Origin of the sequence: Amycolatopsis sp. NPDC048633 (assembly GCF_040650695.1) — a bacterium.
Lineage (GTDB): Bacteria > Actinomycetota > Actinomycetes > Mycobacteriales > Pseudonocardiaceae > Amycolatopsis.
Map to the genome: position 1 here is coordinate 1 of NZ_JBEZHS010000058.1, position 26,192 is coordinate 26,192.

Sequence of the window (26,192 nt, forward strand, 5' to 3'; positions counted from 1 at the left end):
AATGCTCTCAAAGGAACCTCATACGAGGTTCAAAACATAAGCTCTACTGGCTTAGTTCACTAGCACACTGTTGAGTTCTCAAGCAACACACTCTGAATCCATCCGCTTTATCGGCGGCTGAGACTCTCGGCATTTGTTTCAAGCTTTGTTCCGAGGCTACCACCTCGGTTCAGGACCACCCACTCTACCACCTTCGTGGGAGCTTGGTTCGTGGCCCCGGCGGCCGCCCGGTTTCCCTGGCGACTTGGAGAACTTTACATGCCCCGAAACGGCCGCGCACAGGGGGGTCCCTTTATTCGCGCCAGGCCGCTGACCTGCGTCGATCTACGACTGCGGCTGCCCGTGGGTCGCGACGACCGTCAGCGCGACGAGCCCGGCCGTCAGCACCGCGGCGACGTGGATCGGCGCCGGCGTGAACGACGCGGCGACGACGAGCACCGCCGTTACCGGGAAGCCGATGGCGATCGGGCGGCACTCGTTGGTCGGCCCGATGTGCAGCAGCCAGACGCTCAGCAGGAAGACCGCGACCGGCACCGTGGTCGGCAGCGCCGCCGCCACCCCGCCGAGGCCGTGCAGGGTCCCCGTGTCGTAGGCGACCGCCACCTCGAGCCCCGCCCCCACCGCCGCGGCGGACGCGAAGATGAAGTAGTGGCCGTAGCCCCAGCTCATCGACGTGAACATGGTCGGCCGGCGCACGAGCCGCGCGTGCCCGGGCCGGTCGAAGTACAGCCACCACATGGAGAACACGAGCACCAGGCCCGCCGCGGCCAGCGAGATCAACGCGCCGAGGTGCTCGGCTTCGGCCGTGCCCTCCCTGATCGCGGTCGTCGCGCTCAGGATGACCTCGCCGAGCACGATCAGGGTGAACAGGCCGTACCGCTCGGCGATGTGGTGCGGGTGCCACGCGGTGCCCTGCCGTTTCTCCGCCCAGATCGGCACGGACATCTCCAGCACCGCGAACACGATGAAGGCGATCACCCGCACGCCGTCGGGCAGCCACAGGTAGGAGATCCACAGCACCTGGACCACCGCGATCCCGGCGGCGTAGCGCAGGGCGGCGGGCCGGCACCGAGGGTCCGACCGCGCGGCCCGCAGCCACTGGAACACCAGCGCGAGCCGCATCAGGACGTAGCCGACGACCATCAGCCGGAAGTCGCCTTCGAACGCGTTCGGCACCGCGGCCGCGACGGTCAGCCCGCCGGCGATCTGCACGAGCGTGGCCAGCCGGTACGGGACGTCGTCGGTGTCGAACGCCGAGGCGAACCAGCTGAAGTTCAGCCAGCCCCACCAGATCGCGAAGAACACCATGGCGAACGACGAGACGCCGTGGGCGGCGTGCCCCTCGGCCAGCGCGTGGTGCAGCGACGCCGCGGCCTGGCCGACGGCGACCACGAAACAGAGGTCGAACAACAGTTCCAGGGGCGTCGCGACGCGGTGGTCCTCAGTGCTGTCACGCGATCGCATCGGCCGGTACCAGACCCGGATCCGGCTCCCCGGCCGCAACGGCTGCTCGGTCATCGGCGCTCCCCGGGCTCGTGCCTGTCGGACGCGGTCATCCCAACATGATCACGAGCCGGGCGGAAGCACGACACGAAGAACGGGCGGGCCCGGTTCCCCCTCACCCGGGCCCGCCCGCTGCCGTCACGCGCCGGCGGCCGCCGATGGGCATCCCTTCCGAGAGTGCCGGACGGTCCCCCGCGGACGCCGACACTCACTGGACGGAAGGTGACCGAGTGTGTCCATTCCCTCGAACTCCGGACGCCTCGATCGCTCATGCCGGTCACCCCATCCCCGGGTGGCCGACCGATTGCCACTGTCGGTAGCCGAAGCCGCGCAGTGAAGGCTCCATAAGATCTACCCGGTTGCTCTGCGTAGCACCAGTGTCTTTCCGTGCTCGTCACTCGTTTGGAGCATCGCGGATCTGCCGAAAGTAGTGTCTCAGCCGCGTTGCACGTCCGCGGCGGACGTCTCGGCCCTCCGGTCCTCGTGTTCCCGGTCGGAAGATTGCGCACGGTGGCGCCGCGCCCGGAGCTCGGCGATCGCGAGGGCCAGCGCGGCGCACGTCAGACCGGCCGCGCAGCACAGCGCGACGGTGAGAGCGAGCGGGTAGTCCGTCCCCGCGCCGACGACGGCGCCGAACACCGACGCGAGCACGGCGGTGCCGATCGCGGTCCCGATCCGCTGCCCGGTCTGCAGCGCGCCGCCCGCGACCCCCGCCATCCGGACCGGCACGCACTCCAGCGTCAACGTCGTGTTCGGCGGGATCACCATGCCGCCGCCCACGCCCGCGAACAGCAACGGCAGCGCGAACGCCCACCCGGACGCCGACGGCGGGACGAGCTCGGCGAGCAGTGCGACGGCGAGCAGGCCCAGCGCGACCACGGCCAGCCCGGTGACGGTCAGCCGCCGGCCGAGGGTCGGCACGAACCGCCCGGCGACGGCCGCGGACACCGCCGAGCCGAGCGCGAACGGCGTCACCGACAGCCCGGACTGCAGGGGCGTGTAGCCGAGCCCCTGCTGGAAGAACATCGCGAAGACCAGCCAGATCCCGGCGAACCCGCAGAAGTAGAACGCGCCGACCGACGCGCCGATGGCGTACCCGGGGGTGCCGGTGAACAGCCGGGTGTCCAGCAGCGGCGACCGGCCGCGCCGGACCACCCGGTGCTCCCAGCGCACGAACGCCACCCCGAAGACGAGCGCGACGGGGAACAGCCACCACAGGCGCGCGAGCCCGTCCTGGTCGGAGTCGATGACCGGGAGCAGCACGCCGAGCACCGCGACCGCGAGCAGCACGATGCCGGTGAAGTCGATCTCGTCCCGGATCCGGATGCCCCGCTTCTCGCTGCGCGGCAGCAGCCGCAGGGCCAGCGCGAACGCGAGGACGCCGATCGGGACGTTGACGTAGAAGACCCAGCGCCAGCCGTCCTCGCCGCCGAAGACGGCGAGGATCACCCCGCCGAGGATCGGCCCGACGGCCGTCGAGATCCCGACGACGGCGCCGAACATCCCGAACGCGCGGCCGCGCTCGGCGCCGCGGAAGAGGTCCTGGATGAGGCCGGTGTTCTGCGGGGTGAGCATGCCCGCCGCCATGCCCTGGGCGAGCCGCGCGATGACCAGCGTCGTCTCGTTCGGCGCGGCGCCGGCCAGCGCGCTCGTGATGACGAACGCGGCGAGGGCGCCGAGGAACATGGTCCGGCGGCCGAACGCGTCGCCGAGGCGGCCGCCGGTGACCAGGACCAGCCCGAACGCCAGCGCGTAGCCCGAGACGACCCAGCGGATCCCGCCGCTGCTCGCGTGCAGACCGGACTGCATCGACGGGAGCGCGACGTTGACGATGCTGACGTCGAGCAGGCCCATGAACCCGGCGGTGAGCGAGACCGCGAGCGCTTTCCAGCGGCGGGGATCGGGTTCGTGAGTCATCCTGCTCAGCAAACACGAAGGGCGGGATCCGCGCGCGTTGTCCGCCGCGGTCCCGCCCCTTTCGTACCGCTCCTACGTACTTGCGGTGATCCCGCGGATGCCCTTGAGCTCCCCGATCAGCATGGAGCTGACCTTCACCGGGTAGTCGTGGAGCGCGAACACCGTCTGGTTCCGCCCCACCAGCTTCAGGTGGACCATCGTTTCACCCTTGTGGGCGAGCAGCGTGGACCGCAGCTCGCTCACGACCGACTGGTCGATCTTCTCCGCCGCGGCGAGCAGGACCAGCGGGGGCTCGTCGTCACCGTTGCCGGTGCCGACCTCGGACAGGTCCAGCGTCGCGAGGCCGCCACCGAAGATCGACATCTTGTCTTCGCGCCAGTTGACCCGGCCCTTGACCAGCACCGCGTTGTCTTCGATCAGCTCGCCCGCGAACAGCGCGTACGACTTCGGGAAGAAGAGCACCTCGAGGGACGCGTCCATGTCTTCGACCGTGCAGATCGCCCAGGGCTCGCCCTTCTTGTTGACCCGCCGCTCGAGCGACGTGATCAGCCCGGAGATGACGAGCTCGCCCTCCCGCGGCGGATCGGCGAGGATCCCGGCGATCGGCTTCGGGGCGTGCTTGCGCAGGATCCGCTCGGCGCCGTCCAGCGGGTGGGCCGAGACGTACAGGCCGAGCATCTCCCGCTCGTAGGCGAGCAGCTGCTTGCGCGGGTACTCCTCCTCGCCGAACTTCAGGTGCGCGAGCGGCGACGACGACGGGGACGCCTCGCCCTCGTCGCCGCCGAAGCCGAACAGGTCGAACTGGCCCATCGCCTCCTGGCGCTTCAGCGGGACGACGGCTTCGACCGCGTCTTCGTGGACCTGGATCATCGACAGCCGCGTGTGGCCGAGCGAGTCGAACCCGCCCGCCTTGATCAGCGACTCGATGACCCGCTTGTTGCAGGCCACGAGCTCGGACTTGTCGAGGAAGTCGGTGAAGGTGGAGTACTTGCCCTTCTCCGCGCGGGTCTTGATGACCGACTCGACGACGTTCGCGCCGACGTTGCGGACCGCGCCCATGCCGAAGCGGATGTCCTCCCCGACGGCCGCGAACCGCAGAGCCGACTCGTTGACGTCCGGCGGCAGCACCTTGATGCCGAGCCGGCGGCACTCGGAGAGGTAGACCGCCGACTTGTCCTTGTTGTCACCGACCGACGTGAGCAGCGCGGCCATGTACTCCGGCGTGAAGTTCGCCTTGAGGTACGCGGTCCAGTAGGAGATCAGGCCGTACGCGGCCGCGTGGCTCTTGTTGAACGCGTACCCGGCGAACGGGAGGATCGTGTCCCAGAGCGCCTTGACCGCCTCGGCGGAGAACCCGCCGTCGAGCAGCGGGCTGGCCTTCATGCCGGCCTCGAAGCCGTCGTACTCGAGGTCGAGGACTTCCTTCTTCTTCTTGCCCATCGCGCGGCGGAGCACGTCCGCGCGCCCCATCGTGTACCCGGCCACCTTCTGGCCGATGTGCATGATCTGCTCTTGGTACACGATCAGGCCGTAGGTGTCGGCCAGGATCTCCCGCAGCGGCTCGTCGAGCTCCGGGTGGATCGGCTTGACCTTCTGCCGGTTGTTCTTCCGGTCCGCGTAGTCGTTGTGCGCGTTCATGCCCATCGGGCCGGGGCGGTAGAGCGCGCCGACCGCGACGATGTCGTCGAACACCGTGGGCTCCATGCGGCGGAGCAGGTCACGCATGGGCCCGCCGTCCAGCTGGAACACGCCGAGCGTGTCGCCGCGGGCGAGCAGCTTGTAGGTTTCCTTGTCCTCGACGCCCAGGGTGTCGAGGTCGATGTCGATCCCGCGGTTGGTCTTGATGTTGTCGATCGCGTCGCCGATGACCGTCAGGTTCCGCAGGCCCAGGAAGTCCATCTTCAGCAGGCCGATGGCCTCGCACGACGGGTAGTCCCAGCCGGTGATGATCGAGCCGTCGTCACGCTGCCAGAGCGGGATCGCGTCGGTCAGCGGGTCGCACGACATGATGACCGCGCAGGCGTGCACGCCCGCGTTGCGGATCAGGCCTTCGAGACCGCGGGCGGTGTCGAAGATCGTCTTGCACTCTTCGTCGGTCTCGACCAGCGCGCGGACCTCGGCGGCCTCGCCGTAGCGCTCGTGCTTGTTGTCGACGATGCCCGAGAGCGGGATGTCCTTCGCCATGATCGGCGGCGGCAGGGCCTTGGAGATCTTGTCCGCGATCGCGTACCCGGGCTGACCGAAGTGGACCCGCGCGGAGTCCTTGATCGCGGCCTTGGTCTTGATGGTGCCGAACGTGATGACCTGGGCGACCTTGTCCGCGCCGTACTTGTCGGTCGCGTACCGGATCATCTCGCCGCGCCGGCGGTCGTCGAAGTCGATGTCGATGTCGGGCATCGAGACGCGCTCGGGGTTGAGGAACCGCTCGAACAGCAGCTTCTGCGGGATCGGGTCCAGGTTGGTGATACCGAGCACGTACGCGACCAGTGAGCCGGCGGCGGAACCACGGCCGGGGCCGACGCGGATGCCGACCTTGCGGGCGTAGCTGATGAGGTCGGCGACGATCAGGAAGTAGGCCGGGAAGCCCTTCCCGATGATGACGTCGAGCTCCTTCTCGATCCGCTCCGGGTAGCCCTCGGGCGGACCGCCCGGGAACCGCCACGCCAGGCCCTTCGCGACCTCTTCGCGCAGCCAGCCGCCCTGGTCGTACCCCTCGGGCACCTCGAAGAACGGCAGCCGGTCCTTGTGCGAGTACACCTCTTCGTAGGACTCGACGCGCTCGGCGATCAGCAGCGTGTTGTCCGACGCGCCGGGTACTTCCTTGTCCCAGTACTCGCGCATGTCGGCGGCGGACTTGAGGTAGTAGCCGTCACCGTCGAACTTGAACCGGGTCGGGTCGTTGAGGGTCTTGCCGGCCTGGACGCACAGCAGCGCCGAGTGCGTGTCCGCCTGGTCCTTGGTGACGTAGTGCGAGTCGTTCGTCGCGATCGGCTTGAGGTCGAGCAGGCGGCCGACCTCGAGGAGGCCCTCGCGGACCGACCGCTCGATCGGCAGGCCGTGGTCCATCAGCTCGAGGAAGAAGTTGTCCGCGCCGAAGATGTCCTTGTAGTCGGACGCGGCCTGGATCGCCGCCTCCTTCTGGCCCAGCCGCAGCCGGGTCTGCACCTCGCCGGACGGGCAGCCGGTGGTCGCGATGATCCCCGAGTGGTTCTCCGAGATCAGCTCGCGGTCCATCCGGGGCTTGCGGTAGTAGCCCTGCATGCTGGCCAGCGAGGACAGCTTGAAGAGGTTCCGCAGGCCGGTGGCGTTCGAGGCGAGCATGGTCATGTGCGTGTAGGCACCGGCGCCCGAGACGTCGCCGCCCTCGCCCAGTTCGTCGGCCCCGCGCTGGTTCGACTGTCCCCAGAAGACCGGCTTCTTGTGGAACCGGCTCTCCGGCGCGACGTACGCCTCGATACCGATGATCGGCTTGAGGCCGTGCTTCTTCGACTGCTGGTAGAACTCGTCGCCGCCGTACATGTTGCCGTGGTCGGTCATGCCGACCGCGGGCATGCCGAGGCGCGCCGCCTCCGCGAAGAGGGGAGCGATCTTCGCCGCACCGTCGAGCATCGAGTACTCGGTGTGGACGTGCAGGTGGACGAAGGAATCGTTCGACACCAGCGAAAACCTCCCCTAGGTGAATGGGACCGGCTGCGCCCGGGTCCCTCACCCTAACCCGTGGCGTTCCCGGTCCCGACACGCACTCGCCGGGTCGATTCTGCTCCTCGCGGGAGGCGTTCCGCCGCTGCGACGCGCCCCCTTTTCGGGCGGTGGTGAGCACGGTGCGGTAGGTGGGTACCGGGCGCGGTCGGGTGGTCACGCGGGGACGCGGGGCGGCGGTGGGGCGGCGGCCGGCCGGACGTCATGAAAGACCCTTTCAGGTCGTCGGACGACGTGAACGAGTCGTTCATGACGTCGCAGGCGGCCGACCACGCGAGCCCCGGCGAGCGGTGACGTGAGCCACAGCCGCCCCGGCTCGCGTTGACACCCGACCTGCCGGGACCGAGCATCAGCCGTATGAACCTGTCGGACAGCCGGACAGCCGGACAAGGTGTCCCCCGGCGGGTCAGTGCCATGGAGGCCGTGCTGGCCCACCTGCGGCGGCTGATCGAACGCGGGGACCACCCCGTCGGCGCCAAGCTTCCCTCCGAAGCGGCCCTGAGCAGGGAGTTCGAGGTCAGCCGCTCGGTCATCCGGGAAGCCCTCCGCGGCCTTCAAGCCCTCGGCATGACCGAGTCCAAGACCGGCAAGGGCACCTTCGTCACCGCCACCGGGCCCGCCGACAACCCCACCTTCGGGCCCTACTCCGCCCGCGATCTCATCGAGGTGCGGCGGCACGTCGAGATCCCCGTCGCCGGCTATGCCGCCCTGCGACGCGACCAGGACCACCTCGACCTGCTCGGCCACCTCGTCGAGCGGATGGACGCCGAGACCGACAACACCGCCTGGGTCGCGCTCGACTCGCTCTTCCACATCACCATCGCCCAGGCCTCGGGCAACCCCGTCTTCGGGAAGGTGATCGAAGAGATCCGGGACGCGCTGGCCCGCCAGTCCGCCTTCCTCAACCAGCTCGGCGACCGGCGCGCGCAGTCGAACGTCGAGCACCGGGAGATCGTCACGGCGATCGAGAGCGGCTCCGAAGAGGAAGCCGTCGCCGCCATGACCGCGCACCTCACGCACGTCGAAGCCACCCTCACCAGCATCGTGAACGGGGACCAGTGACCGAGCAAACCCTTCTGCCGTTCTCGCCGTACACCGAGATCGCGACGCTCGTGTTCCTCGCCGCGGTCGTCGCGCTGGTCGTGGGCTGGTTCGCGGCACGCAAGCGGATCGACATGCGAGTGTTCGACGAGGAGAGCATGTGAACCACGAACCCCTGGCCGAGCTGGTGCGCGACGGCATGGTCGAAGGCGTGCACCACGGCTCCGCGATCGTGCTCGCCCCGGACGGCACCACGCTCTTCGCCGCGGGCGACCCGGACGCCGCGATGTACCCGCGCTCGACCGCGAAACCCTTGCAAGCCACGGCGATGGCCCGGCTCGGGCTGCACCTGTCCCCCACCGGGTTCGCCATCGCGGCGGCCAGCCACTCCGGCGAGCAGATGCACCTGGACGCCGCCCGGAAAGTCCTCGGTGGCCGCTCCCCCGACGCGCTGGGCAACCCCGCCGATTTCCCGTTCGACCCGGTCGAACGCGACCACTGGGTCGCCGCCGGCCGTGCGCCGAGCAGGCTCGCGCACAACTGCTCCGGCAAGCACGCGGCGATGCTCGCGACCTGCGCCCTGAACGGCTGGCCCGCCGACGGCTACCTCGACCCCGCCCACCCGCTGCAGCGCGCGATCGCCGCCACCGTCGAGGACCTGACCGGCCGGCGCATCGACCGGGTCGCGGTGGACGGCTGCGGCGCACCGCTCTTCGCGACGTCGCTGCGCGGCCTCGCCACCGCCGTCGCCAAGATCGCCACCGCCCCGCCCGGCACGCCGGACCACCTGGTCGCCGACGGGATCCGCCGGCACCCGGAACTGGTCGGCGGCAGCCGCCGCGACGTCACCGCCGTCATGCGCGCAGTGCCCGGGCTGATCGCGAAGGACGGCTTCGAAGCCGTCCAGATCGCCGCGCTCCCGGACGGCACGGCGATCGCCTTCAAGATCGCCGACGGCGGCGACCGCGCTCGCCTGCCGGTGCTGACCGCGGCGCTGAAACTGTGCGGGATCGAGGTCGTTCCGGGGCCGGACAACCTGCGTGCCACCGGAAAACTGGCCGCTGCCGCCGGGAGCCTGTGACGGCGCTGAACCCGAGCATCGGCCACGCGGTCGCGAAGGAGGGTCGCCGGTCAAGCTGCCGCGGCGGGAGACGCTCACCCGGGTGAGTCAGCGGCGGCGCGCCCGCCCGGCAGCCGGTATCGTCGATCCGGAAGTCAGGACTCCACTTCCGGAAGGCTGGGCGCCCGTGCTGGACCGACTTGTCGACAAGATGCTCGGGCTCCCCCGCGCCGAAGGCCCCAAACCGGACGTGACGCGCGACCTCGCCGCACCGATGCCCGACGGCGTCACGCTGCTCGCCGACCGGTACGCCCCGGCCGGGACGACGTCGGCGCCGGTGGTGCTGATCCGCACGCCGTACGGGCGCAAGGGCATCCTCTCGAAGCTCTTCGGCGACACCTTCGCCCGGCACGGCCTGCAGACGGTCATCCAGAGCACCCGCGGCTCGTTCGGCTCCGGCGGCGAGTTCCGGCCGTTCCACCTCGAGCGCGAGGACGGCGTCGCGACCGCCGAATGGCTGCGCGCGCAGCCCTGGTGCGACGGGCAGATCGCGATGGCGGGCGCCAGCTACCTCGGGCACACCCAGTGGGCGGTCGGCCCCTACCTCGACCCGCCCCTGGCCGCGATGTGCCTCGGTGTCACGGCCTCGGAGTTCGTCTCGACGTTCTACCCGGGCGGCGTGCTCGCGGCGGACAACATGGTGTCGTGGTCGGCGATGATCGGCCGGCAGGAAGAACGCTTCGCCGCCCTGCCCAACCCGCTGCAGAAGCGCAAGACGCGGAAGGCGATGTCGTTCCTGCCGCTGAGCCGTGCCGACGTCGCCGCGATCGGGAAGCCGGTGCGGTTCCTCCAGGACATCACCGAGCACTTCGTACCGGACGACGACTACTGGGCGATGTCCGACCACAGCGCCGAGGTCGCGAAGCTGGACGTCCCGGTGTCGATGGTCACCGGCTGGTACGACCTGTTCATCGGCTCACAGCTGCGCGACTTCCGGACCCTCGCCGAGGCGGGCAAGACGCCGCGGCTCACGATCGGGCCGTGGGCCCACGGCGAGCCCGGCAGCATGGGCCCGATGATCCGGGACCAGCTCGGCTTCCTGCGCGCGCACCTGCTCGGCGACCGGACCTTCCTGCAGCGCGCGCCGGTCCGCCTGTTCCTCCAGGGCGCCGGCACCTGGCTCGACTTCGAGTCGTGGCCGCCGCCGTCGACGGCGACCGCGGCCCACCTGCGCCCGATCGGCGGGCTCGGCGAGCAGGCGGGTGCCGAGGCGCTGCCGACGACGTTCACCTACGACCCGGCCGACCCGACGCCGGCGGTCGGCGGGCCACTGCTGACGGGCGAGTGGAAGCAGCGGGACAACCAGGAGGTCGAGGCGCGCCCGGACGTCCTGGTGTTCACCGGCGAGCCGCTGCTCTCGGACCTCGACGTCATCGGTGAGGTGACGGCGACCGTGCACGTGCGTACGGAGATCGAGCACGCCGACGTCTACGTCCGGCTCTGCGACGTCGACGCCGGCGGGGTCTCCCGCAACGTGACCGACGGGATCCTCCGGCTGCGGCCCGGGTTCCCGTCGTCCGACGCGGACGGCGTGGTGACGGCGGAGGTGACGCTCGACCCGACGGCCTACCGCTTCCGCCGCGGCCACCGGCTGCGCGTGCAGGTGGCCGGCGGGGCGTTCCCGCGGTTCGCCCGCAACCACGGGACCGACGAGCCGGTCACCTCGGCGGTGACCGGGAAGCCGAACCGGTTCGAGATCTTCCACGACGCGGCCCGGCCGTCCAGGATCACGCTACCGGTGTTCACCAGCTGACGGTGCGGTGGTGGCTGGTCACCCGGCCGTCGTCGTGCACCACGTGCAGCAGCAGCGAAGGCGGCCGCTCGTAGTCGAGCGGTCCGCCTTCGTCCCAGCCGCGCTGCGCGCCCGGCTCGATCGGCAGCAGCGACTGCGAAACCACGCCGGGCGCGATCCGCAGCGGCACGCCGGCGAACGTCGTCGACGCGCCCGTGTGGACGTGCCCGGCCAGCAGCGCGACCACGCGCGGGTGGCGGGCCAGCACCGCCGCCAGCCTGTCCTCTCCCGCCTGCTTGATGGCGTCGACCAGCGGGACGCCGACCTCGACCGGCGGGTGGTGGAAGGCGACGAACGCCGGGCCGTCGCCGCCGGCGAGGACGTCGTCGAGCCACTCCAGGGTCTCGTCGGCCAGGAAACCCGCGCCACGGCCGGGAATCGTCGAGTCGCACATCGCGAACAGCACGCCGTCGACCTCCTGGGCGTGGTCGATCGGGTCGTCGGACGCCGGCAGGCCCAGCAGCCCGGCTCGAAACTCCGCCCGGACGTCGTGGTTGCCCGGGCAGACCAGCACCGGCGCCGGGTGCTTCAGCAGCTCGGCGGCGCGCGCGTACTCCGACGCCGCGCCGTGGTCGGCGATGTCACCGGTGACGACGACGGCGTCGACCGGGTGCGCCAGCCCGCCCAGCCAGGCCATCACGGCGACGACGCGGTCCTCGGCCCGCGGCCCGTCGTCGAGGTGCAGGTCACTCAGGTGCGCGATGATCATCTTTCGTCCTTCCCCAGGTACGCCAGCGCTTTCACCCAGTTGCGGACGAGCACCGCGGACGCGGTCGGCAGGTCGCCGTCGCGCAGGGCGGCGGCGATCCGGCGGTGCTCGCCGATGCTCTCCCCGGCGCGCGCGGCACCGCCGAAGTAGCACGATTCGTACCGCTTGAGCAGCGGCTTGGTCTGCCCGATCAACCGCAGCAGGTGCGGGTTCGGGCACCGGGACAGCAGCAGGCCGTGCCAGCGATCGTCCACTTCGGACAGATCGCCGCCGCGCTCCAGCGTCCCGGCCATTTCGTCGGCGACGGCGTCGAGCGCGTCCGGCAGCCCGGCCAGCTCCAGCGGTGAAGTCCAGCGCAGCGCGAGGGCTTCGAGCTCGGCGACGAGCGGGTAGAGGCGGCGGGCTTCGTCCGGGTCGAACGGCGGCACCAGGAACCCCCGCCCCGGCGCGGAAACGAGCAGGCCGCGGTCGGCGAGCCCGATCAGCGCCTCCCGCAGCGGCGTCCGGCTGACGCCCAGCTCGCGGGCCAGGTGCACCTCGTTGACGCGGGCGCCGGCGGGGAGCCGCCCGTCCAGCACGCGGGTGGTGATCTCCTCGGCGAGGTCGCTGCGCAGCGGGGTTCGGGCCACGTTCGCAGTATTGCATACAGAAAGGACCTACTGTATTCAGTTCACATGGCCTTCGACGTCGACCGCGCCCGCCGTGAAACGCCCGGCTGCGCCGAAGTGGTTCACTTCAACAACGCCGGTTCCGCGCTCCCGCCGGCCGTCGTGACCGACACCGTCGTCGACTACCTCCGCCACGAAGCGCTGGTCGGCGGGTACGAAGCGGCCGCCGAGGCGTCGGACCGCCTCGACGCGGTGTACGCGTCGGCGGCGCGGCTCGTCGGCGGCGAACCCGACGACATCGCGCTCACCGACAACGCGACCCGCTCGTGGCAGGCGATCTTCTACGCGCTCCCGTTCGCGTCCGGCGACCGGATCCTCACCTCCCGCGCGGAGTACGCCAGCAACGCCATCGCGTTCCTGCAGGTCGCCAAGCGCACCGGCGCGGTCGTCGAAGTGATCGGCGACGACGAGTCGGGGCAGCTGGACGTCGAGGAGCTGCGGCGGCGCGTCGACGGCGACGTCAAGCTGATCGCCATCAGCCACGTGCCCACCCAGGGCGGGCTGGTCAACCCGGCCGAGGAGATCGGCGCGGTCGCCGAAGCGGCCGGGATCCCGTACCTGCTCGACGCGTGCCAGTCGGCCGGCCAGGTCGACCTCGACGTCACGCGCCTCAAGTGCGACGCGCTCTCGACGACCGGCCGCAAGTACCTGCGCGGGCCGCGCGGCACCGGGCTCCTCTACGTGCACCCGCGGCTGCGCGAACGGCTGGAGCCCGCGATGCTCGACCTGCACTCGGCGACCTGGGAGTCGCCCACGGAATACGTCGTCGACCCGACCGCCAAGCGCTTCGAGGTGTGGGAGCGCGACTTCGCCGCGGTGTTCGGCCTCGGCGCGGCCATCGACTACGCGCTCGGCTGGGGCCTGCCGGCGATCGAAACGCGCGTCGCGGCGCTGGCCGCCACACTGCGCGAACGGCTCGCCGGAGCCGGGGCGCGCGTGCACGACGTCGGCGCCCGCAAGTGCGGCATCGTCACCTTCAGCGTCGACGGCACCCCGGCCGCGGAGATCAAGGCCCGGCTCGCCGAAGCGAACGTCAACACCTCGATCTCGTCGCGCACGTCGGCCCAATTCGACTTCACCGCGCGCGACCTGCCGGACATGGTCCGGGCGTCGGTGCACTACTACAACACCGAGGCCGAGATCGATCTGCTGGTGGACAAGCTCCAGACCCGCGCTTTCGGTGGCGCGTAAGGAAGTCCGGTCCCTTTCGCCCGCCGGGCCACGACGAGCGCTTCCCCGAGGAGGCTCACGCCGATGGACAACGTCATCGGCCGGGCCTCCTCGTGCATCCCGGCCGAGACCGCGAGAGCGCCGAGACCGAAGTTCGCGGCCGCCGCCACCACCCACACCGCGAACGTCCACGGCGTGTAGCGCAGCCAAAGGACGCCCGCCCGCTCGAACAGGACGGTGGTGGCCGCGCGGACCGCCCCGAACCCGAGCCCGACCGCCGACCCCAGCACGAGCCAGAGCGCGCCGAACACTCCCGGGCGACCAGCGGCTCGCCCCGGAGCCGCCGCACGACCAGGACCAGCTGGTGATCGGCTCGGTGCGGCACTACTTCGCGACGCACGACGAGATGATCGTCTTCGCGATGCGCGTGCTCGCCGAGCGGACGACCACGCGGATCCTGGGGCACGCGGAACGGCTCCTCGGCGGCAACCCGCCCGAGGACCGGCTCGAGGCCACCACCCGGCTGCTCGGCGAACTCCTCCCCCTGGACGAGTCTCGCGCGGCCGAGGCCGAAGTCTGCCTGGCCTTCACGATCGCCGCGCGCAGCCGGCCGGACCGGCTCCCGCCGCGGTTGGCGGAGGACGTCCTGCGGCGACACCTGGACAGCCTCCGAACGGTCAGTCCTTGAGCAGCTGCCGCGCGATGACGAGCTTCTGGATCTCGCTGGTGCCCTCGTAGATCCGGAACAGCCGCGCGTCGCGGTAGATCCGCTCGACCGTCACACCTCGGACGTAGCCCATGCCGCCGTGCACCTGGACCGCGCGGTCGGCGACGCGGCCGAGCATCTCGGTGCAGAACAGCTTCGCCGACGACGGCCCGAGCTTGCGGTCCTCGCCCGAGTCGTACTTCGCGGCGGCTTCGTGCACCATCGCGCGGCCGGCCGCGAGCTCGGCGTGCGACTCGGCCAGCAGCGCCTGCACGAGCTGGTACTCGCCGATCACCCGGCCACCCTGGCGGGCCGTCCGCGCGTACTCGACGGCTTCGGCGAGCGCGCGTTCCGCCATCCCGACGCACAGGGCCGCGATGTGCAGGCGGCCGCGGGCGAGCGAGGCCATCGCGATGCCGAAGCCCTTGCCCTCCTCGCCGACCAGCGCGTCGGCCGGCAGCTCGACGTCGTCGAAGACCACCTCCGACGTCCACGCGCCGGCCTGGCCCATCTTGGCGTCGTGCGGGCCGACCGTGACGCCGGGCGCACCCGCGGGCACGAGGAACGCCGAGATGCCGCGGCTGCCGGTGCTGTCGAGGTCCGTGCGCGCGAACGCGACGAAGACCTCGGCCAGGGGCGCGTTGGTGATGAACCGCTTGGTGCCGGACAGCCGGTAGCGGTCGCCGTCGCGGACCGCGCGGCTGGTCAGCCCGCCCGGGTCCGAGCCGGCTTCGGCCTCGGTGAGCGCGAACGACGCGATCGCCTGCCCCGCGGCCAGCCGCGGCAGCCAGCGGGTGCGCTGCTCCGGCGTCCCGTAGTGCACGATCGCCTGGCCGGCGATGCCGTTGTTGGTGCCGAACAGCGACCGGAACGCGGGCGTCGTGTGGCCGAGCTCGATCGCGAGCCGGACGTCTTCCGCCATGCCCAGGCCGAGGCCGCCGTACTCCTCGGGCAGCGCCCAGCCGAACAGGCCCAGCTCGGCGGCCTTCTCCCGGATCTCGGCCGGGATCTCGTCACGCTCGTCGATCTCCGTCTCGCGCGGCACGACCTCCTTGCGCACGAACTCCCGCACCGCACCGAGCACCTGCCCGAAAAGCTCCGCGTCCATGCGTCGCACCGTACCCGGTAGCGTGCGGTGCGTGAGCACCTTCTTCGACGTCGCCCGCGCGCATCCGGACCGGCTCGCGGTGCTCGCGCCGGACGGCACGGCCGCGACGTTCGGCGAGCTGGCCGCGCGGGCGAACCGGCTGACGCGCGCGCTGCACCGGCTGGGGCTCGGCCCGGGCGACGGCGTCGTCGCGATCGTCCACAACGGACTCCCCTACTTCGAGCTGCTGTTCGCCACGCTCCAGGCGGGGATGTACTTCACCCCGGTCAACTACCGGTCCTCCGCCGGGGAAATCGCTTACGTGGTCAAGAACAGCGGCGCCCGGGTCGTCGTCGCCGACGCCGACATCGCCCGGGAATGTCACCTCGACGTGCCCCGGTTCTCGGTCGGCCCGGCGGACGGCTGGGCGGACTACGCGTCCTGGGGCGAGGACGAATCCTCCGAAGCTCCGGAGCCGCGGACGGCCGGCCAGACGATGCTCTACACGTCGGGCACCACCGGACGGCCGAAGGGCGTTCGCCGCGCGCTCAGCGGGAAACCGCCTGCCCTGCACCCGATCCACCGCGATCTGCTCGCCATGATGGACGTCCGCCCGGGGCCGGGCGTGCACCTCGTCGCCTGCCCGCTCTACCACGCCGCGCCCGGCTCGTTCGCCGTCAACGCGATGCACCTCGGGCACTCCGCGGTGCTGATGGACAAGTTCGACGCCGAGGAGACGCTGCGGCTGGTCGAACGCCACCGGGTGACCGGCACCCACCTCGTGCCGACCATGTTCCACCGGATGCTGCGGCTGCCCGAGGACGTCCGCGCCCGCTACGACCTGTCGAGCCTGACCAGCGTGATCCACGGCGCGGCGCCGTGCCCGCCCGAGGTGAAGGAGCGGATGATCGGCTGGCTCGGCCCGGTGGTGCACGAGTACTACGGCGCGTCGGAGGGCCTGATCTGCGGCGTCACCGCGTCGGACTGGCTGAAGGCGCCGGGCACCGTCGGCCGGGCGCTGACCGGTGTGCAGCTGAAGGTCGTCGACGAGGACGGCGCCGAACTGCCGGACGGTGAGCCGGGCACGCTCTACTTCAGCTCGGCGCACACCGCGCTCGACTACCTCGGCGACCCGGAGAAGACGGCAGCCGCCCGGTCCGGCGAATTCCTGACGGTGGGCGACTTCGGGTACCGCGACACCGAAGGCCGCGTCTTCCTGCTCGACCGGCGGACCGACCTGATCCTTTCGGGCGGCGTCAACATCTACCCCGCCGAGATCGAGGCGCGGCTGCTCTCGCACCCGGACGTCGCCGACGCGGCCGTGATCGGCGAGCCGGACGACGACTGGGGGCAGCGGGTCGTCGCCGTCGTCCAGCCGGTGCCCGGAGTCTCCGGCGACGACGCACTGGCGGCTCGGCTGGCCGAGCACTGCCGGGCCGCGCTGGCCGGGTTCAAGACCCCGAAGCGGTTCGACTTCACCGAGCAGCTGCCCCGGACCGAATCGGGCAAGATGCTGCGCCGCACCCTACGGAAGGACTGACACCCGATGCGCAAGCCGATCGCCGTCACCACCGCTGCCCTCGCCGCCCTGGTGCTGCTGCCCGCGACCGCGTCCGCCACGCCCGGCAGCGGCGTCACCGGCACGATCCTCACCCAGAAGACGATCGGCCACACCGACTACACGCTCCGCGAGATCACCGTCCAGCCCGGCGGGTACACCGGCTGGCACTTCCACGACGGCACGCTCTACGCGTACGTGAAGGCCGGCACGCTCACGCACAACCTGGCCGACTGCAGCATCGACGGCATCTTCGGCACCGGGCGCGCGTTCACCGAGAAGCCCGACCAGGTGCACATCGGCCGCAACCTCGGGACGACGCCGCTGGTGCTGGAAGTCCTCTACGTGCTCCCGGCGGACAGCCCGCTCTCGGAGGACGCCCCGGACCCCGGCTGCGGCTTCTAGCTCGAGAACCAGCCCGCGGCGTCCAGGCGGTACGCGGCGGGGCCGACGACCGCGCGCAGGTCGGTTTCGAGCGCGGTGACCCGCTCGGCGCCGACCGTGCGAGCCCAGTCCGCGCGCAGCTCGTCGAAGATGTCCGCCGACTTCGTGAGCGCGTCGACGCCGTGCGCGGTGAGCCGCACGATCTTGCGGCGCGCGTCGTCCGGGTCGTCGGCGCGCTCGGCGTACCCGAGTGCTTCGAGCCGGTCGACCGTCTTGCCCGCCGCCTGCTTGGAGACGCCGAGGCGGCGGCCGATCTCCGACGCCGTCGCGCCCTGGATCCCGATGGCCTGCATGGCGAAGCCGTAGGACGGGCGGACGTCCGGGTGCCCGCGGCGCGCCAGCTCGGCGTGGAGCCGGTCGATGAGCGTGCGGAACCCGCCGAAGAGCAGGAAGGGCAGCTCGTAGCCGGGCGCGTCGGTCATCGACCCTTGCCCTTTTCGACAACCAGGTTTACTGTTTCGACAACCACGTTGTCGATACTACGTCTGGAGACGTCTTGTTCCCCGATCACACCCCGGAGTCTGCACCCCCGGCCGCCCGCCCCGCGATGGCGGCCACCGCGAAGAAGTTCGGCCGCGTCCCGGTCGCCGTCGCGCGCCTGGCGACGTCCCCCGAACTGCTGAACGGCTTCCTGAAGCTCACCGCGATCTTCGACTCCACGACGCTGCCGGCGCTGGACCGCGAGGTGCTGGTCATGACGGTGGCGGCGCGCAACGGCTGTCACCTGTGCGTGGCGATGCACACGGCTTCCCTGCAGGGTCTTTCGGCGGCGCCCGAGCTGGTCGCGGCACTGCGAGCGCAGTCTCCCCTGCCCTCACCGCGGCTGGAAGCGTTGCGGCGCTTCGTGCTGACGGTCATGGACACGACGGGCGACGTCGCGCCGTCCGAGCTGGCCGCTTTCACCGGCGCCGGCTACACGGCCCGGAACGCCCTTGAAGTCGTGCTGGGGATCGGGACGTACACGCTGTCGACGTTCGCGAACCGCCTGACCGCGGCCCCGCTGGACGAGGCCTTCGCGGACCACGCGTGGCACGCGGCGTGAGGCCGTGGGGACCGCCTCCACCGGCGGCCCCCACGGCTTGAGGGTCAGCCCTTGGTCAGGGTGACGACGCTGGTGTCGTCGACCGAGACGTTGGTGTTGTAGACCGGGTCGAGCGCGGTCGCCTGGGTGACGACCTCCGCCTTCCCCTTCTGGAACGGGGTGGTGCCGGCCGGCACCGCCGCCGCCGTCCACGGCACCGGCTCGCCCGGCGTGCAGGCGACCCGGGCCGAGTAGGTGCCGCGGATGATGACGTTGTGCTTGACCTGCGTCGCCGCGCCGCTCAGGGTGACCTGGGCGGGCGCGGTGCAGCCGACGGTGCCGTGCAGGTAGGCGTTCCCGTTGAGCGTGCTCGCGGTGCCGTCCGTGGCCACCTTCAGCCCGATCGCGAGCTCCGGCGGCGCCGGCGGGTTGGCGATGTGCACCTCACCGCGCGCGGCCGCCGTCCCGCCTTCGCAGTGCTGCTCGAAGGTGGCGTCGAGCGTCTGGACGTACCCCCGCGGCCCGAAGACGACGTTCTGGACGGTGAACGTGCCGGTGAGGGTGTTGCAGCCCCGGCCGTTCCCGCTCAGGTCCAGCCCCGGCGCGTTGGCGCCCTGGAAGGGGTACCGGGTCGCGCCGTCGTAGGTGCCGGCGGCCAGGCCCGTTCCGCTGGGCGCGGCGAGGTCGAGCGTCCACCAGTCGCTGGTGAAGCCGCTGACGCTCACGGCGATGTGGTTGTGGTCCTCGCTGGCGTTGACGGTGAGCCGGTCCTTGGCGTCCGTCGAGTAGGCGTAGCTACCGCCACCGCTGATGTAGTCGCCCGGGTCGCCGCCGAACGACAACGATCCCGTGGCGACGTCCTGCGCCTGCGCCGCCCCGGCCCCCACGAGCAAGGCGAGCACGGGCACCGCGACGACGGCCGCGGCTCGCTTCAAAAAACCCTTCACGGGTTCCCCCTCCGGTGAGTGATCACTTGCCGCCCTGCCTGTCGGCAGCGGCCGATCACCCGTTACCTCCCGGAACGGGATTTTGCTTATCCGCCAACACATCCCGCGATCTTTCGCGAATCGTGACAAGAATCCCGGTCACCGAGGCACGACGGTGGCGCCGTTCGCGTCCCCTTCGACGAGCGCGCGGTAAGCCTCGGCGACCACGGCCACCGGCGTCCCGCGAGTGCCGTCCTCCCCCATCGCCTCGAGGGTTTCCCGGATCCAGCCCGGGCTGACGACGTTGATCCGCGGCCCGCGCGGCAGCTCGGCGGCGGCCGACCGGACGAACCCCTCGAGGCCGGCGTTGACGAGCGCGCCGAGGCCGCTGCCGGGGATCGGCTCGTCGAACGTCCCGCCAGTGAGGGTGATCGAGCCGCCCGCACCGAGGCGCTCGGCCGCGAGCCGGGCGAGCGCGACCTGGCCGAGCAGCTTGCCGCGCAGGTCGTCGAGCACCTGCGCATCGGCCAGCTCGGCGAGGGGCCGCAGCGGCACGTTGGCGGCACAGCAAACGACGGCGTCCACCGGCTCGCCGAACAACGCGCCGAGCGAGGCGGAATCGGTCAGGTCGGCGCGGACGGCGGAGGTCCGGGAGGCCTTGACGACGTCGTGACGCGGTTCGAGAGCTTCGACGACGGCCCGTCCGACCAGTCCGGTGGCCCCCAGCACGATGATCTTCACCCTTGCGACGCTAGTGGCCGCGGCAATCCGGTTTCGACCTTTCCGCCTGCCGCGATGTGACCCAGGTCTCATCGAGCCTTGTCCGGCCGGCCTTCCCCGCTCCGACCCCTCAGTGATCAACCACGAAGAAGGAGTCGACATGGACAAGCCGGCCGGACGGCGGGAATGGCTGGGGCTGACGGTGCTCGTGCTGCCCACCCTGCTCGTCGCGATGGACATGACCTCGCTGTTCCTCGCGCTGCCGCAGCTGAGCGCCGATCTCGGGGCGAGCGCCACCGAGCAGCTGTGGATCACCGACAGCTACGGCTTCGTCGTCGCCGGCTTCGTGATCACCATGGGCACCCTCGGCGACCGGATCGGGCGGCGCCGGCTGCTGCTCGCCGGGGGCGCCGCCTTCGCGGTCACGTCCGTCGTCGCCGCGTTCTCCACCAGCCCGGCGATGCTCATCGTGGCCCGCGGTGCGCTGGGCATCGCCGGCGCGACGCTGATGCCCTCGACGCTCGCCCTGATCACCACCATGTTCCGCGACGACCGGCAGCGCGGGAAGGCCATCTCGATCTGGGCCACCTGCCAGTTCGCGGGCGGCGCGGCCGGCCCGGTCCTCGCCGGGCTCCTGCTGCAGCACTTCTCGTGGGGTTCGGTCTTCCTGGTCGCCGTGCCGGCCATGGGCGTGCTGCTCGCCGCCGGCCCGTTCCTGCTGCCCGAGTTCCGCGCTCCCGCCTCCGGGCGGCTGGACTTCGCCGGGGTGGGGCTTTCGCTGGCCGCGGTGCTGCTGATCGTGTTCGGCCTCAAGCAGCTGGCGGCCGGCGAGCTGGCGGCGCCAATTGGGGCGCTCGTGGCGGGGACCGCGCTGGGGGCCGTCTTCGTCCGGCGGCAGCTGCGGACGTCGTCGCCGCTGCTGGACCTGCGGCTGTTCCGCAACCGGCCGTTCACCGCAGTGCTGGTCGCGCTGGTGTTCGCCGGGGTCGCGATGGCCGGCGTCGGCCTGCTCGTGACGCAGTACCTGCAGAGCGTCCTGGGCTACTCGCCGCTCGCGTCGGCGGTGCTGTTCGCCCCGATGGGGCTGGGCGTCGCGGTGGGCACGATGACGGCGCCGTCCCTGACCCGCCGGATGACCCCGGCAACGGCGATCGCGGGCGGCTTGGTGGTCTCGTCGGCCGGCGGCGTCCTGCTGGCCTTCACCGGCGGGCTGCCGCTGGTGATGCTGGGGATCGCGGTGCTGACGCTGGGCACGGGCCCGCTGTTCGCCCTGGGCATCGGCCTGGTGATGGGGTCGGTCCCACCGGAGCGAGCGGGGTCGGCGGCCTCGATGGCGGACACGGGCAACTACCTGGGCGGCTCGCTGGGCCTGGCCCTGATCGGCCTGACGGCGACGGCGGTCTACCACGGGATGTTCCCAGGCGGCACGACATTGGCTGTCGACGTCACGCGCGCAGAGGTGGCCGGCCAGGCGCGCGAAGCGTTCACGACGGCGGTGAACGTGACGGGCGTGATCGCGGCGGTGCTGTTCGCGGGCTTGGCGTTGCTGGTGCGCTCGATGAGCCGCACGGAGACGACCACCCCGGCGATGGCGGGATGACCAAGAACGGCGATTCGCTGCGTCCGCTCGGGTGAGAGCCGGGCAGCCTGCGGCGGCTGCCGCACCTGGGTCGAGGAGCCGGGCAGCTAATCTCCTCCGCCATGAGAAACGTGGTCATGGCCCGGTTGGTCGTGCGGTGGTGGCACCCCGTGGCATCCGTGCTGATCGCAGCCGGCTTGGGCGTGGTCACGAATCTGGTCACCGACAGCGCTACCTGGGTGCTGGTGTGTGCGGCCGTGGTGCTGGTGGGAGCGCAAACCGGTCTCTCGATCCGGCAGGGCGTGCGCGATCGGCAGGCAGCGCGGGCGGCGCGTGACCTGGTGCTGGCGCCGTTGCGGCCCCCGCCGCCGGATGTGCCCGAGCCGGGGGCCGAGGGTGTGGCGGCAGCCGTGGCCTGGTTGACAGCGCCGTTCAGTCCGACTTCATTGTGGGGCCGGTCGAAGGTGCGGGACGCCTTGGTGGCCTGGTGCGTGGCACGGGCGCCGGCGGCGGGCGTGGCACGGGTGGTCGGTGGGCCGGCGGGAGTCGGCAAGAGCAAGCTGGGTTTGGCCGTGGCGGAGTCCTTGCCCGCGGGATGGGCCGCAGGCTGGCTGACCGGTCCGGTCGACGGGGTGCTGGAACGGGTCGTGGCGGCGGGTGATCCGACGCTCGTTCTGGTGGACGACGCTGACCGCGTGCCCGACCTGGAGCGGCTGCTGTTACCGGCGCTTCGCAACCCGGCCCTGGTACGCCTGCTGTTGCTGTGCAGAGATCCGAAGGCGCTCCGGTTGCCGGACACGATGCTGCCGCAGGTGGCCAAGGTCGACCGGCTGACAGCGATCGGCGAAGAGGGTGACCGGCGACGCTGGTTCGAAAAAGCGACCATCGCCTACGCCGAAGCGTTCGGTGTCCGGCACCCGGAACTACCCGATCGCCCGGTCGGCAGGAACCAGGACACGATGCTGGTCCTGCATGCCCGCGCCCTGCTCACCACCCTCGGGAACACCGACGCACGCGACCTGTCCATGGCGGAGCTCATGACCGAGCTGGTGGACCGGGAACAACGGACCTGGGAGCCGGGCCTGACCGCTTTGCCGTCCGGCTGTGACGTCGAGGTGCTGGCCGAGGCGGTGACCGTCCTGATGCTGATCCCGACGAAGAGCCCCGAGGAGGCCGCGGAAGCGCTGCGACGAGTTCCCCAGTTTGCCCCGGACGCCGCCCACGAGTCCCGTTTCGCGGTGGCTCGCTGGGCACGGAGCCGCTACCCGAACGGGCCGGACGAGCGCCTGGGGATCCGTCCGCACCTGGTCGGTGATCGCCTGATGCTGGACACGCTCGGCCGCGCCGATCTGCTCGATCCCGGCGACGTCGCCACCGCGACGCCGGTTCTCGTTCGCGCCCACGTCGACTTCCCCGATGCTCTCGAGCTGCTCATCTCGCTCGTCGACCGCGACGGTTTCCCGCTGTTCCCGGTCATCACCGCGCTCCTGGAAACCAGTGCCCGCGATCACGCCGTCGACCGTGCGATCGCCGCCTTGATCGACACCACCCGGATCACGGAGCCGGAGCACCTGGCCGGCACCTTGACGCCGTCCGACCGGGGCAACTTCCCGCACATCCAGGCCGCGCTGGCCCGGCTGTGCGTCGAAAACTGCCGAAAACTCAGCGAGGGCGAGCCCGAACGCCACCTCGCCGACCTCGCCGGGGCGCTGTTCACCCTCGGCGGCGCCCTGGATCAATTGGGCCGTTACCGGGAAACGCTCCCGCCGGCCGAGGAAGCGGTCACCATCTGCCGGGAACTCGCCGACGCCGACCCCGGCTACCTCCCCGACCTCGCCCACTCCCTCGGCAACCTCGCGACGACCCTCGATCGTCTGGGACGGGGCAGGCAGGCACTCGCCCCGAGCGAGGAGGCGGTCACCATCTGCCGGGAACTCGCCGATACCCACCCCGACCACCACCTCGCCGACCTCGCCCAGTCCCTGGGACACCTCGGCACCACCCTGCGTGGCCTCGGGCACTACCGGGAGGCGCTCGACCTGGCCGAGGAAAGCGTCACCCTTCGCCGGGAACTGGCTGATTCCGAGCGCGGACCCCACCTTTCCGGCCTCGCCGATTCACTGGGCAACCTCGCGGGAGTCCTGCATGCCCTGGGCCGCTTCCAAGAGGCGCTCGACCTGAACAAGGAAGGCATCGCCATCCGGCGGGAACTCGCCGAGGCCGAACCCGAACGCCACCTCCCCAGGCTCGCCCGCGCCCTGGTCGGTCTCGGGACCGTCATGCCCGGTCTGGGCCGCTACCAAGAGGCGCTCGAGCCGGCCGAGGAAGCCGTCACCATATTCCGGGGACTCGCCGAGACGGAGCCCGAGCGTCACCTTCCCGACCTCGCCCACGCCCTCGGCAACCTCGGGACGACCCAGCACGGTCTGGGCCGCTATCAGAAGGCCCTCGGCCCCACCCAGGAAGCGCTCGCCATTCGCCGGAAGCTCTCCGACGCCGGACCCGGACAGCACCTCCCCGGCCTCGCCGAGTCCCTCAGCAACCTCGGCGGCATCCTGTACGGTCTGGGCCGCATGCAGGAAGCGTTCGGCCCGGCCGAGGAAGCCATCGCCATTCGCCGGAGACTGGCCGACGCGGAGCCCGGACGCTACCGCTCCGACGTCGCTTACTCCCTGAACAATCACGCGTGCACGTTGCGCGCTCTCGGCCGCCACGAGGAAGCACTCGGCCTGACTGACGAAGCCGTCGTCATCCGCCGGGGACTCGCCGACGCCGAACCCCTACGCCATCTGCCCGCTCTCGCCGAACTCCTGAGCAACCGGGCAGTCGGCCTCCGGGCCTTGGGCCGGCCCGAAGAGGCTCTTCGCGCCGACCACGGCGCGGTCGCCGCGTGGAAGGCCGCAGCGACGATGAACCCGGAACTCCACGAACGAGCATTCCGGCGAGAAGACGCTCGGCTTCGGCAGCACATGGTCCAAGCCGGGCTTCCCACCGAAGCCGTGCTTGCGGTGACGCCCCACCCTTGGTGACCTGGAGACCCGTTTTCGCTGGTGGGCGCAGCAGGGTTCGAACCTGCGACCGCTCGGGTGTAAGCCGAGTGCTCTTCCGCTGAGCTATGCGCCCCCTCGGGGGGCGGCTCCCGGACGATCGGGAGCCGCCGCCCGGGGAATCAAGCCAGTTCGGCCACGGCCTTCTTCCAGCCCTGCTGGTCACGCGCTTCACCCGGCGCGTTGACCTCGGCGAACCTGACCACACCGGAGGTGTCGATCAGGAACGTGCCGCGGACCGCCAGGCCGGCCTGGTCGTTGAACACGCCGTACGCGCGGGCCACCTCGCCGTGCGGCCAGAAGTCGGACAGCAGCGGGAACTGGTAGCCCTCCTTCTCGGCCCACGCCTTGAGCGAGAACGGCGTGTCGACCGAGACGCCCAGCACCTGGACGCCCTTGCCGTCGTAGTCGGCGAACTCGTCACGGAGCTGACAGAGCTCACCGGTGCAGATGCCGCTGAACGCGAACGGGTAGAAGACCACCAGCACCGGCTTGTCTCCCCGGAAGGACGACAGCTGCACCGGCTGCCTGTTGTAGTCGTTGAGCGTGAAGTCAGGGGCCTCAGAACCGACCTCGACGGTCATACCGCGTTTCCTCTCCCGTACGGACACGTGCCTGCGACGACAACCCTATCGTGTCAGCCGGGCGGGACTTGTTCAGCGCTGCTTCGACTTCGACTTCGGAGAGACCAGGCGCGTGCCGATCCAGTTCGCGCCCACACTCATGTTGGCGGTCTGAGCCAGTCCGACGACGGGGACCGCCTCGGCGATCTCGCTCGGCTCGACGTGCCCGGGCTGTCCCGTCTTCGGGGTCAGCACCCAGATCACGCCGGTCTCTTCCAGGGGGCCTCGGGCGTCGATGAGCGCGTCTCCGAGGTCACCATCGTCCTGGCGCCACCACAGCAGCACCACGTCGATGACCTCGTCGGCGTCCTCGTCGAGGATTTCCCCGCCGATCTGCTCCTCGATCGCCGCGCGGACGTCGTCGTCGACGTCCTCGTCCCAGCCGATCTCCTGGACCACCATCTCGGGCTTGATGCCGAGCCTCTCGGCGACGCTGCTCTGATCAGCGTCTCCCGCGGCGACCACTGCTTTCACTCCTCCAACTACGACGGAGCGTGGCGTCCGACCCCCACTGCGAGGGTACGGCCGCGCCACACTCGGCGACCCGGTTGCCGATAGCGAACACTGGTAGGGCTCCGCGCGCAACCGTCCACACCGGATCTTTGACAACTCGTGTCGCAGGATACGGCCCGCGACCGGCCTCCCGCGACGGCGTTTCGGGTACCTCCCGAGACCGGTCTGCCACCCCATCGGGGGGCGTCCCCTAGGGTGGGGAGGAAGAAAACGCGCGCGCGATACACCGCGCGCGGGGAGTGGCTCGACCGGGTCGGCTGATGTTACCGCTCAGTAGCAGTGCGGAAGCCGGGACGGAAGACGACGATGGAGAGTCGTACACCCCCGAGTACGAGCACCACCGGCTGCA

Annotated in this window: 23 protein-coding genes and 1 tRNA gene; 11 read left to right on the top strand and 13 right to left on the bottom strand. The window is 71.0% G+C overall.

Annotated features, from left to right (window positions below; translation table 11 throughout):
• Window positions 1-324 precede the first annotated feature (324 nt).
• From AB0C38_RS47245 to dnaE, 3 genes are all read right to left on the bottom strand, one after another.
• Window positions 325-1,518: a low temperature requirement protein A gene (locus AB0C38_RS47245; RefSeq protein ID WP_360687464.1), complete on the bottom strand. Its 1,194-nt coding sequence runs from the start codon at window positions 1,516-1,518 to the stop codon at window positions 325-327.
• A gap of 420 nt (window positions 1,519-1,938) precedes the next feature.
• On the bottom strand, window positions 1,939-3,420 hold the full coding sequence (locus AB0C38_RS47250; protein WP_360687467.1) for an MFS transporter: 1,482 nt from the start codon (window positions 3,418-3,420) through the stop codon (window positions 1,939-1,941).
• A gap of 72 nt (window positions 3,421-3,492) precedes the next feature.
• Window positions 3,493-7,077: a DNA polymerase III subunit alpha gene (gene dnaE, locus AB0C38_RS47255; protein WP_360687470.1), complete on the bottom strand. Its 3,585-nt coding sequence runs from the start codon at window positions 7,075-7,077 to the stop codon at window positions 3,493-3,495.
• 456 nt (window positions 7,078-7,533) lie between these two features.
• On the opposite strand from dnaE, the gene AB0C38_RS47260 reads away from it, so the two are divergent.
• The 4 genes from AB0C38_RS47260 to AB0C38_RS47275 all read left to right on the top strand — a co-directional run bounded on the left by AB0C38_RS47260 (window position 7,534) and on the right by AB0C38_RS47275 (window position 11,033).
• Complete coding sequence (locus tag AB0C38_RS47260) at window positions 7,534-8,181, top strand: FadR/GntR family transcriptional regulator (protein ID WP_360687473.1); 648 nt, start codon at window positions 7,534-7,536, stop codon at window positions 8,179-8,181.
• Window positions 8,178-8,324, top strand: a complete 147-nt coding sequence (locus AB0C38_RS47265; RefSeq protein ID WP_360687550.1) for a hypothetical protein — start codon at window positions 8,178-8,180, stop codon at window positions 8,322-8,324. The genes AB0C38_RS47260 and AB0C38_RS47265 overlap by 4 nt, the downstream gene beginning before the upstream one ends.
• Window positions 8,321-9,241 (top strand): asparaginase, encoded by a 921-nt coding sequence (locus AB0C38_RS47270; RefSeq protein ID WP_360687476.1) that lies wholly within the window; start codon window positions 8,321-8,323, stop codon window positions 9,239-9,241. Before AB0C38_RS47265 ends, AB0C38_RS47270 begins: the two co-directional genes overlap by 4 nt.
• Window positions 9,242-9,407: 166 nt before the next feature.
• The gene (locus tag AB0C38_RS47275) at window positions 9,408-11,033 is read left to right on the top strand and encodes a CocE/NonD family hydrolase (protein WP_360687479.1); all 1,626 of its coding nucleotides are present in this window, start codon (window positions 9,408-9,410) and stop codon (window positions 11,031-11,033) included.
• Here the strand turns inward: AB0C38_RS47275 and AB0C38_RS47280 are convergent.
• Both AB0C38_RS47280 and AB0C38_RS47285 read right to left on the bottom strand, forming a co-directional pair.
• Window positions 11,023-11,781, bottom strand: coding sequence for a metallophosphoesterase (locus AB0C38_RS47280; protein WP_360687482.1), 759 nt, complete (start codon window positions 11,779-11,781; stop codon window positions 11,023-11,025). The genes AB0C38_RS47275 and AB0C38_RS47280 overlap by 11 nt on opposite strands.
• A complete protein-coding gene (locus AB0C38_RS47285; protein WP_360687485.1) occupies window positions 11,778-12,410 on the bottom strand; it encodes a GntR family transcriptional regulator in 633 nt (210 codons plus the stop codon). The genes AB0C38_RS47280 and AB0C38_RS47285 overlap by 4 nt, the downstream gene beginning before the upstream one ends.
• Window positions 12,411-12,455: 45 nt before the next feature.
• Here AB0C38_RS47285 and AB0C38_RS47290 point away from each other — a divergent pair, with 45 nt between their 5' ends.
• On the top strand, window positions 12,456-13,640 hold the full coding sequence (locus tag AB0C38_RS47290) for an aminotransferase class V-fold PLP-dependent enzyme (RefSeq protein ID WP_360687488.1): 1,185 nt from the start codon (window positions 12,456-12,458) through the stop codon (window positions 13,638-13,640).
• On the opposite strand, the gene AB0C38_RS47295 is transcribed toward AB0C38_RS47290, so the two are convergent.
• Window positions 13,571-13,930: a hypothetical protein gene (locus AB0C38_RS47295; protein ID WP_360687491.1), complete on the bottom strand. Its 360-nt coding sequence runs from the start codon at window positions 13,928-13,930 to the stop codon at window positions 13,571-13,573. The two genes, AB0C38_RS47290 and AB0C38_RS47295, sit on opposite strands and share 70 nt — an antisense overlap.
• A 53-nt stretch (window positions 13,931-13,983) precedes the next feature.
• Between AB0C38_RS47295 and AB0C38_RS47300 the strand changes: the two genes are divergently transcribed.
• Window positions 13,984-14,307 (top strand): hypothetical protein, encoded by a 324-nt coding sequence (locus AB0C38_RS47300; protein ID WP_360687494.1) that lies wholly within the window; start codon window positions 13,984-13,986, stop codon window positions 14,305-14,307.
• On the opposite strand, the gene AB0C38_RS47305 is transcribed toward AB0C38_RS47300, so the two are convergent.
• Entirely contained in the window at window positions 14,297-15,433 is a 1,137-nt protein-coding gene (locus AB0C38_RS47305; protein ID WP_360687497.1) for an acyl-CoA dehydrogenase family protein, read from the bottom strand. The genes AB0C38_RS47300 and AB0C38_RS47305 overlap by 11 nt on opposite strands.
• A gap of 31 nt (window positions 15,434-15,464) precedes the next feature.
• Here AB0C38_RS47305 and AB0C38_RS47310 point away from each other — a divergent pair, with 31 nt between their 5' ends.
• Both AB0C38_RS47310 and AB0C38_RS47315 read left to right on the top strand, forming a co-directional pair.
• The gene (locus AB0C38_RS47310) at window positions 15,465-16,952 is read left to right on the top strand and encodes an AMP-binding protein (protein ID WP_360687500.1); all 1,488 of its coding nucleotides are present in this window, start codon (window positions 15,465-15,467) and stop codon (window positions 16,950-16,952) included.
• 6 nt (window positions 16,953-16,958) lie between these two features.
• Complete coding sequence (locus tag AB0C38_RS47315) at window positions 16,959-17,375, top strand: cupin domain-containing protein (protein WP_360687503.1); 417 nt, start codon at window positions 16,959-16,961, stop codon at window positions 17,373-17,375.
• Here AB0C38_RS47315 and AB0C38_RS47320 read toward each other — a convergent pair.
• Entirely contained in the window at window positions 17,372-17,836 is a 465-nt protein-coding gene (locus AB0C38_RS47320; RefSeq protein ID WP_360687506.1) for a MarR family winged helix-turn-helix transcriptional regulator, read from the bottom strand. The two genes, AB0C38_RS47315 and AB0C38_RS47320, sit on opposite strands and share 4 nt — an antisense overlap.
• Before the next feature lie 125 nt (window positions 17,837-17,961).
• Between AB0C38_RS47320 and AB0C38_RS47325 the strand changes: the two genes are divergently transcribed.
• Window positions 17,962-18,456: a carboxymuconolactone decarboxylase family protein gene (locus AB0C38_RS47325; protein WP_360687547.1), complete on the top strand. Its 495-nt coding sequence runs from the start codon at window positions 17,962-17,964 to the stop codon at window positions 18,454-18,456.
• Between the two features lie 44 nt (window positions 18,457-18,500).
• On the opposite strand, the gene AB0C38_RS47330 is transcribed toward AB0C38_RS47325, so the two are convergent.
• On the bottom strand, window positions 18,501-19,382 hold the full coding sequence (locus tag AB0C38_RS47330; RefSeq protein ID WP_360687509.1) for a hypothetical protein: 882 nt from the start codon (window positions 19,380-19,382) through the stop codon (window positions 18,501-18,503).
• Between the two features lie 138 nt (window positions 19,383-19,520).
• Window positions 19,521-20,102, bottom strand: coding sequence for a short chain dehydrogenase (locus AB0C38_RS47335; RefSeq protein WP_360687511.1), 582 nt, complete (start codon window positions 20,100-20,102; stop codon window positions 19,521-19,523).
• A 139-nt stretch (window positions 20,103-20,241) separates the two neighbouring features.
• Here AB0C38_RS47335 and AB0C38_RS47340 point away from each other — a divergent pair, with 139 nt between their 5' ends.
• Both AB0C38_RS47340 and AB0C38_RS47345 read left to right on the top strand, forming a co-directional pair.
• Window positions 20,242-21,681, top strand: coding sequence for an MFS transporter (locus AB0C38_RS47340; RefSeq protein ID WP_360687514.1), 1,440 nt, complete (start codon window positions 20,242-20,244; stop codon window positions 21,679-21,681).
• Between the two features lie 101 nt (window positions 21,682-21,782).
• The gene (locus AB0C38_RS47345) at window positions 21,783-24,689 is read left to right on the top strand and encodes a tetratricopeptide repeat protein (protein WP_360687517.1); all 2,907 of its coding nucleotides are present in this window, start codon (window positions 21,783-21,785) and stop codon (window positions 24,687-24,689) included.
• A gap of 19 nt (window positions 24,690-24,708) precedes the next feature.
• Here AB0C38_RS47345 and AB0C38_RS47350 read toward each other — a convergent pair.
• The 3 genes from AB0C38_RS47350 to AB0C38_RS47360 form a co-directional block, all read right to left on the bottom strand.
• Window positions 24,709-24,783 (bottom strand) — tRNA-Val (locus AB0C38_RS47350).
• Window positions 24,784-24,829: 46 nt separating this feature from the next.
• The gene (locus AB0C38_RS47355) at window positions 24,830-25,291 is read right to left on the bottom strand and encodes a peroxiredoxin (protein WP_360687520.1); all 462 of its coding nucleotides are present in this window, start codon (window positions 25,289-25,291) and stop codon (window positions 24,830-24,832) included.
• 72 nt (window positions 25,292-25,363) lie between these two features.
• Window positions 25,364-25,795 carry a DUF3052 domain-containing protein gene (locus AB0C38_RS47360; RefSeq protein WP_360687522.1) on the bottom strand — a complete coding sequence of 144 codons (432 nt, stop codon included), beginning with the start codon at window positions 25,793-25,795 and terminating at the stop codon, window positions 25,364-25,366.
• Window positions 25,796-26,192: the final 397 nt, after the last annotated feature.

Coding starts and splice junctions, on each gene's coding strand:
- AB0C38_RS47340 (WP_360687514.1), top strand. CDS start 20,242: ATGGACAAGCCGGCCGGACGGCGGGAATGGCTGGGGCTGACGGTGCTC.
- AB0C38_RS47320 (WP_360687506.1), bottom strand. CDS start 17,836: ATGACCGACGCGCCCGGCTACGAGCTGCCCTTCCTGCTCTTCGGCGGG.
- AB0C38_RS47315 (WP_360687503.1), top strand. CDS start 16,959: ATGCGCAAGCCGATCGCCGTCACCACCGCTGCCCTCGCCGCCCTGGTG.
- AB0C38_RS47355 (WP_360687520.1), bottom strand. CDS start 25,291: ATGACCGTCGAGGTCGGTTCTGAGGCCCCTGACTTCACGCTCAACGAC.
- AB0C38_RS47290 (WP_360687488.1), top strand. CDS start 12,456: ATGGCCTTCGACGTCGACCGCGCCCGCCGTGAAACGCCCGGCTGCGCC.
- AB0C38_RS47250 (WP_360687467.1), bottom strand. CDS start 3,420: ATGACTCACGAACCCGATCCCCGCCGCTGGAAAGCGCTCGCGGTCTCG.
- AB0C38_RS47245 (WP_360687464.1), bottom strand. CDS start 1,518: ATGACCGAGCAGCCGTTGCGGCCGGGGAGCCGGATCCGGGTCTGGTAC.
- AB0C38_RS47345 (WP_360687517.1), top strand. CDS start 21,783: ATGAGAAACGTGGTCATGGCCCGGTTGGTCGTGCGGTGGTGGCACCCC.
- AB0C38_RS47260 (WP_360687473.1), top strand. CDS start 7,534: ATGGAGGCCGTGCTGGCCCACCTGCGGCGGCTGATCGAACGCGGGGAC.
- AB0C38_RS47325 (WP_360687547.1), top strand. CDS start 17,962: ATGGCGGCCACCGCGAAGAAGTTCGGCCGCGTCCCGGTCGCCGTCGCG.
- AB0C38_RS47305 (WP_360687497.1), bottom strand. CDS start 15,433: ATGGACGCGGAGCTTTTCGGGCAGGTGCTCGGTGCGGTGCGGGAGTTC.
- AB0C38_RS47280 (WP_360687482.1), bottom strand. CDS start 11,781: ATGATCATCGCGCACCTGAGTGACCTGCACCTCGACGACGGGCCGCGG.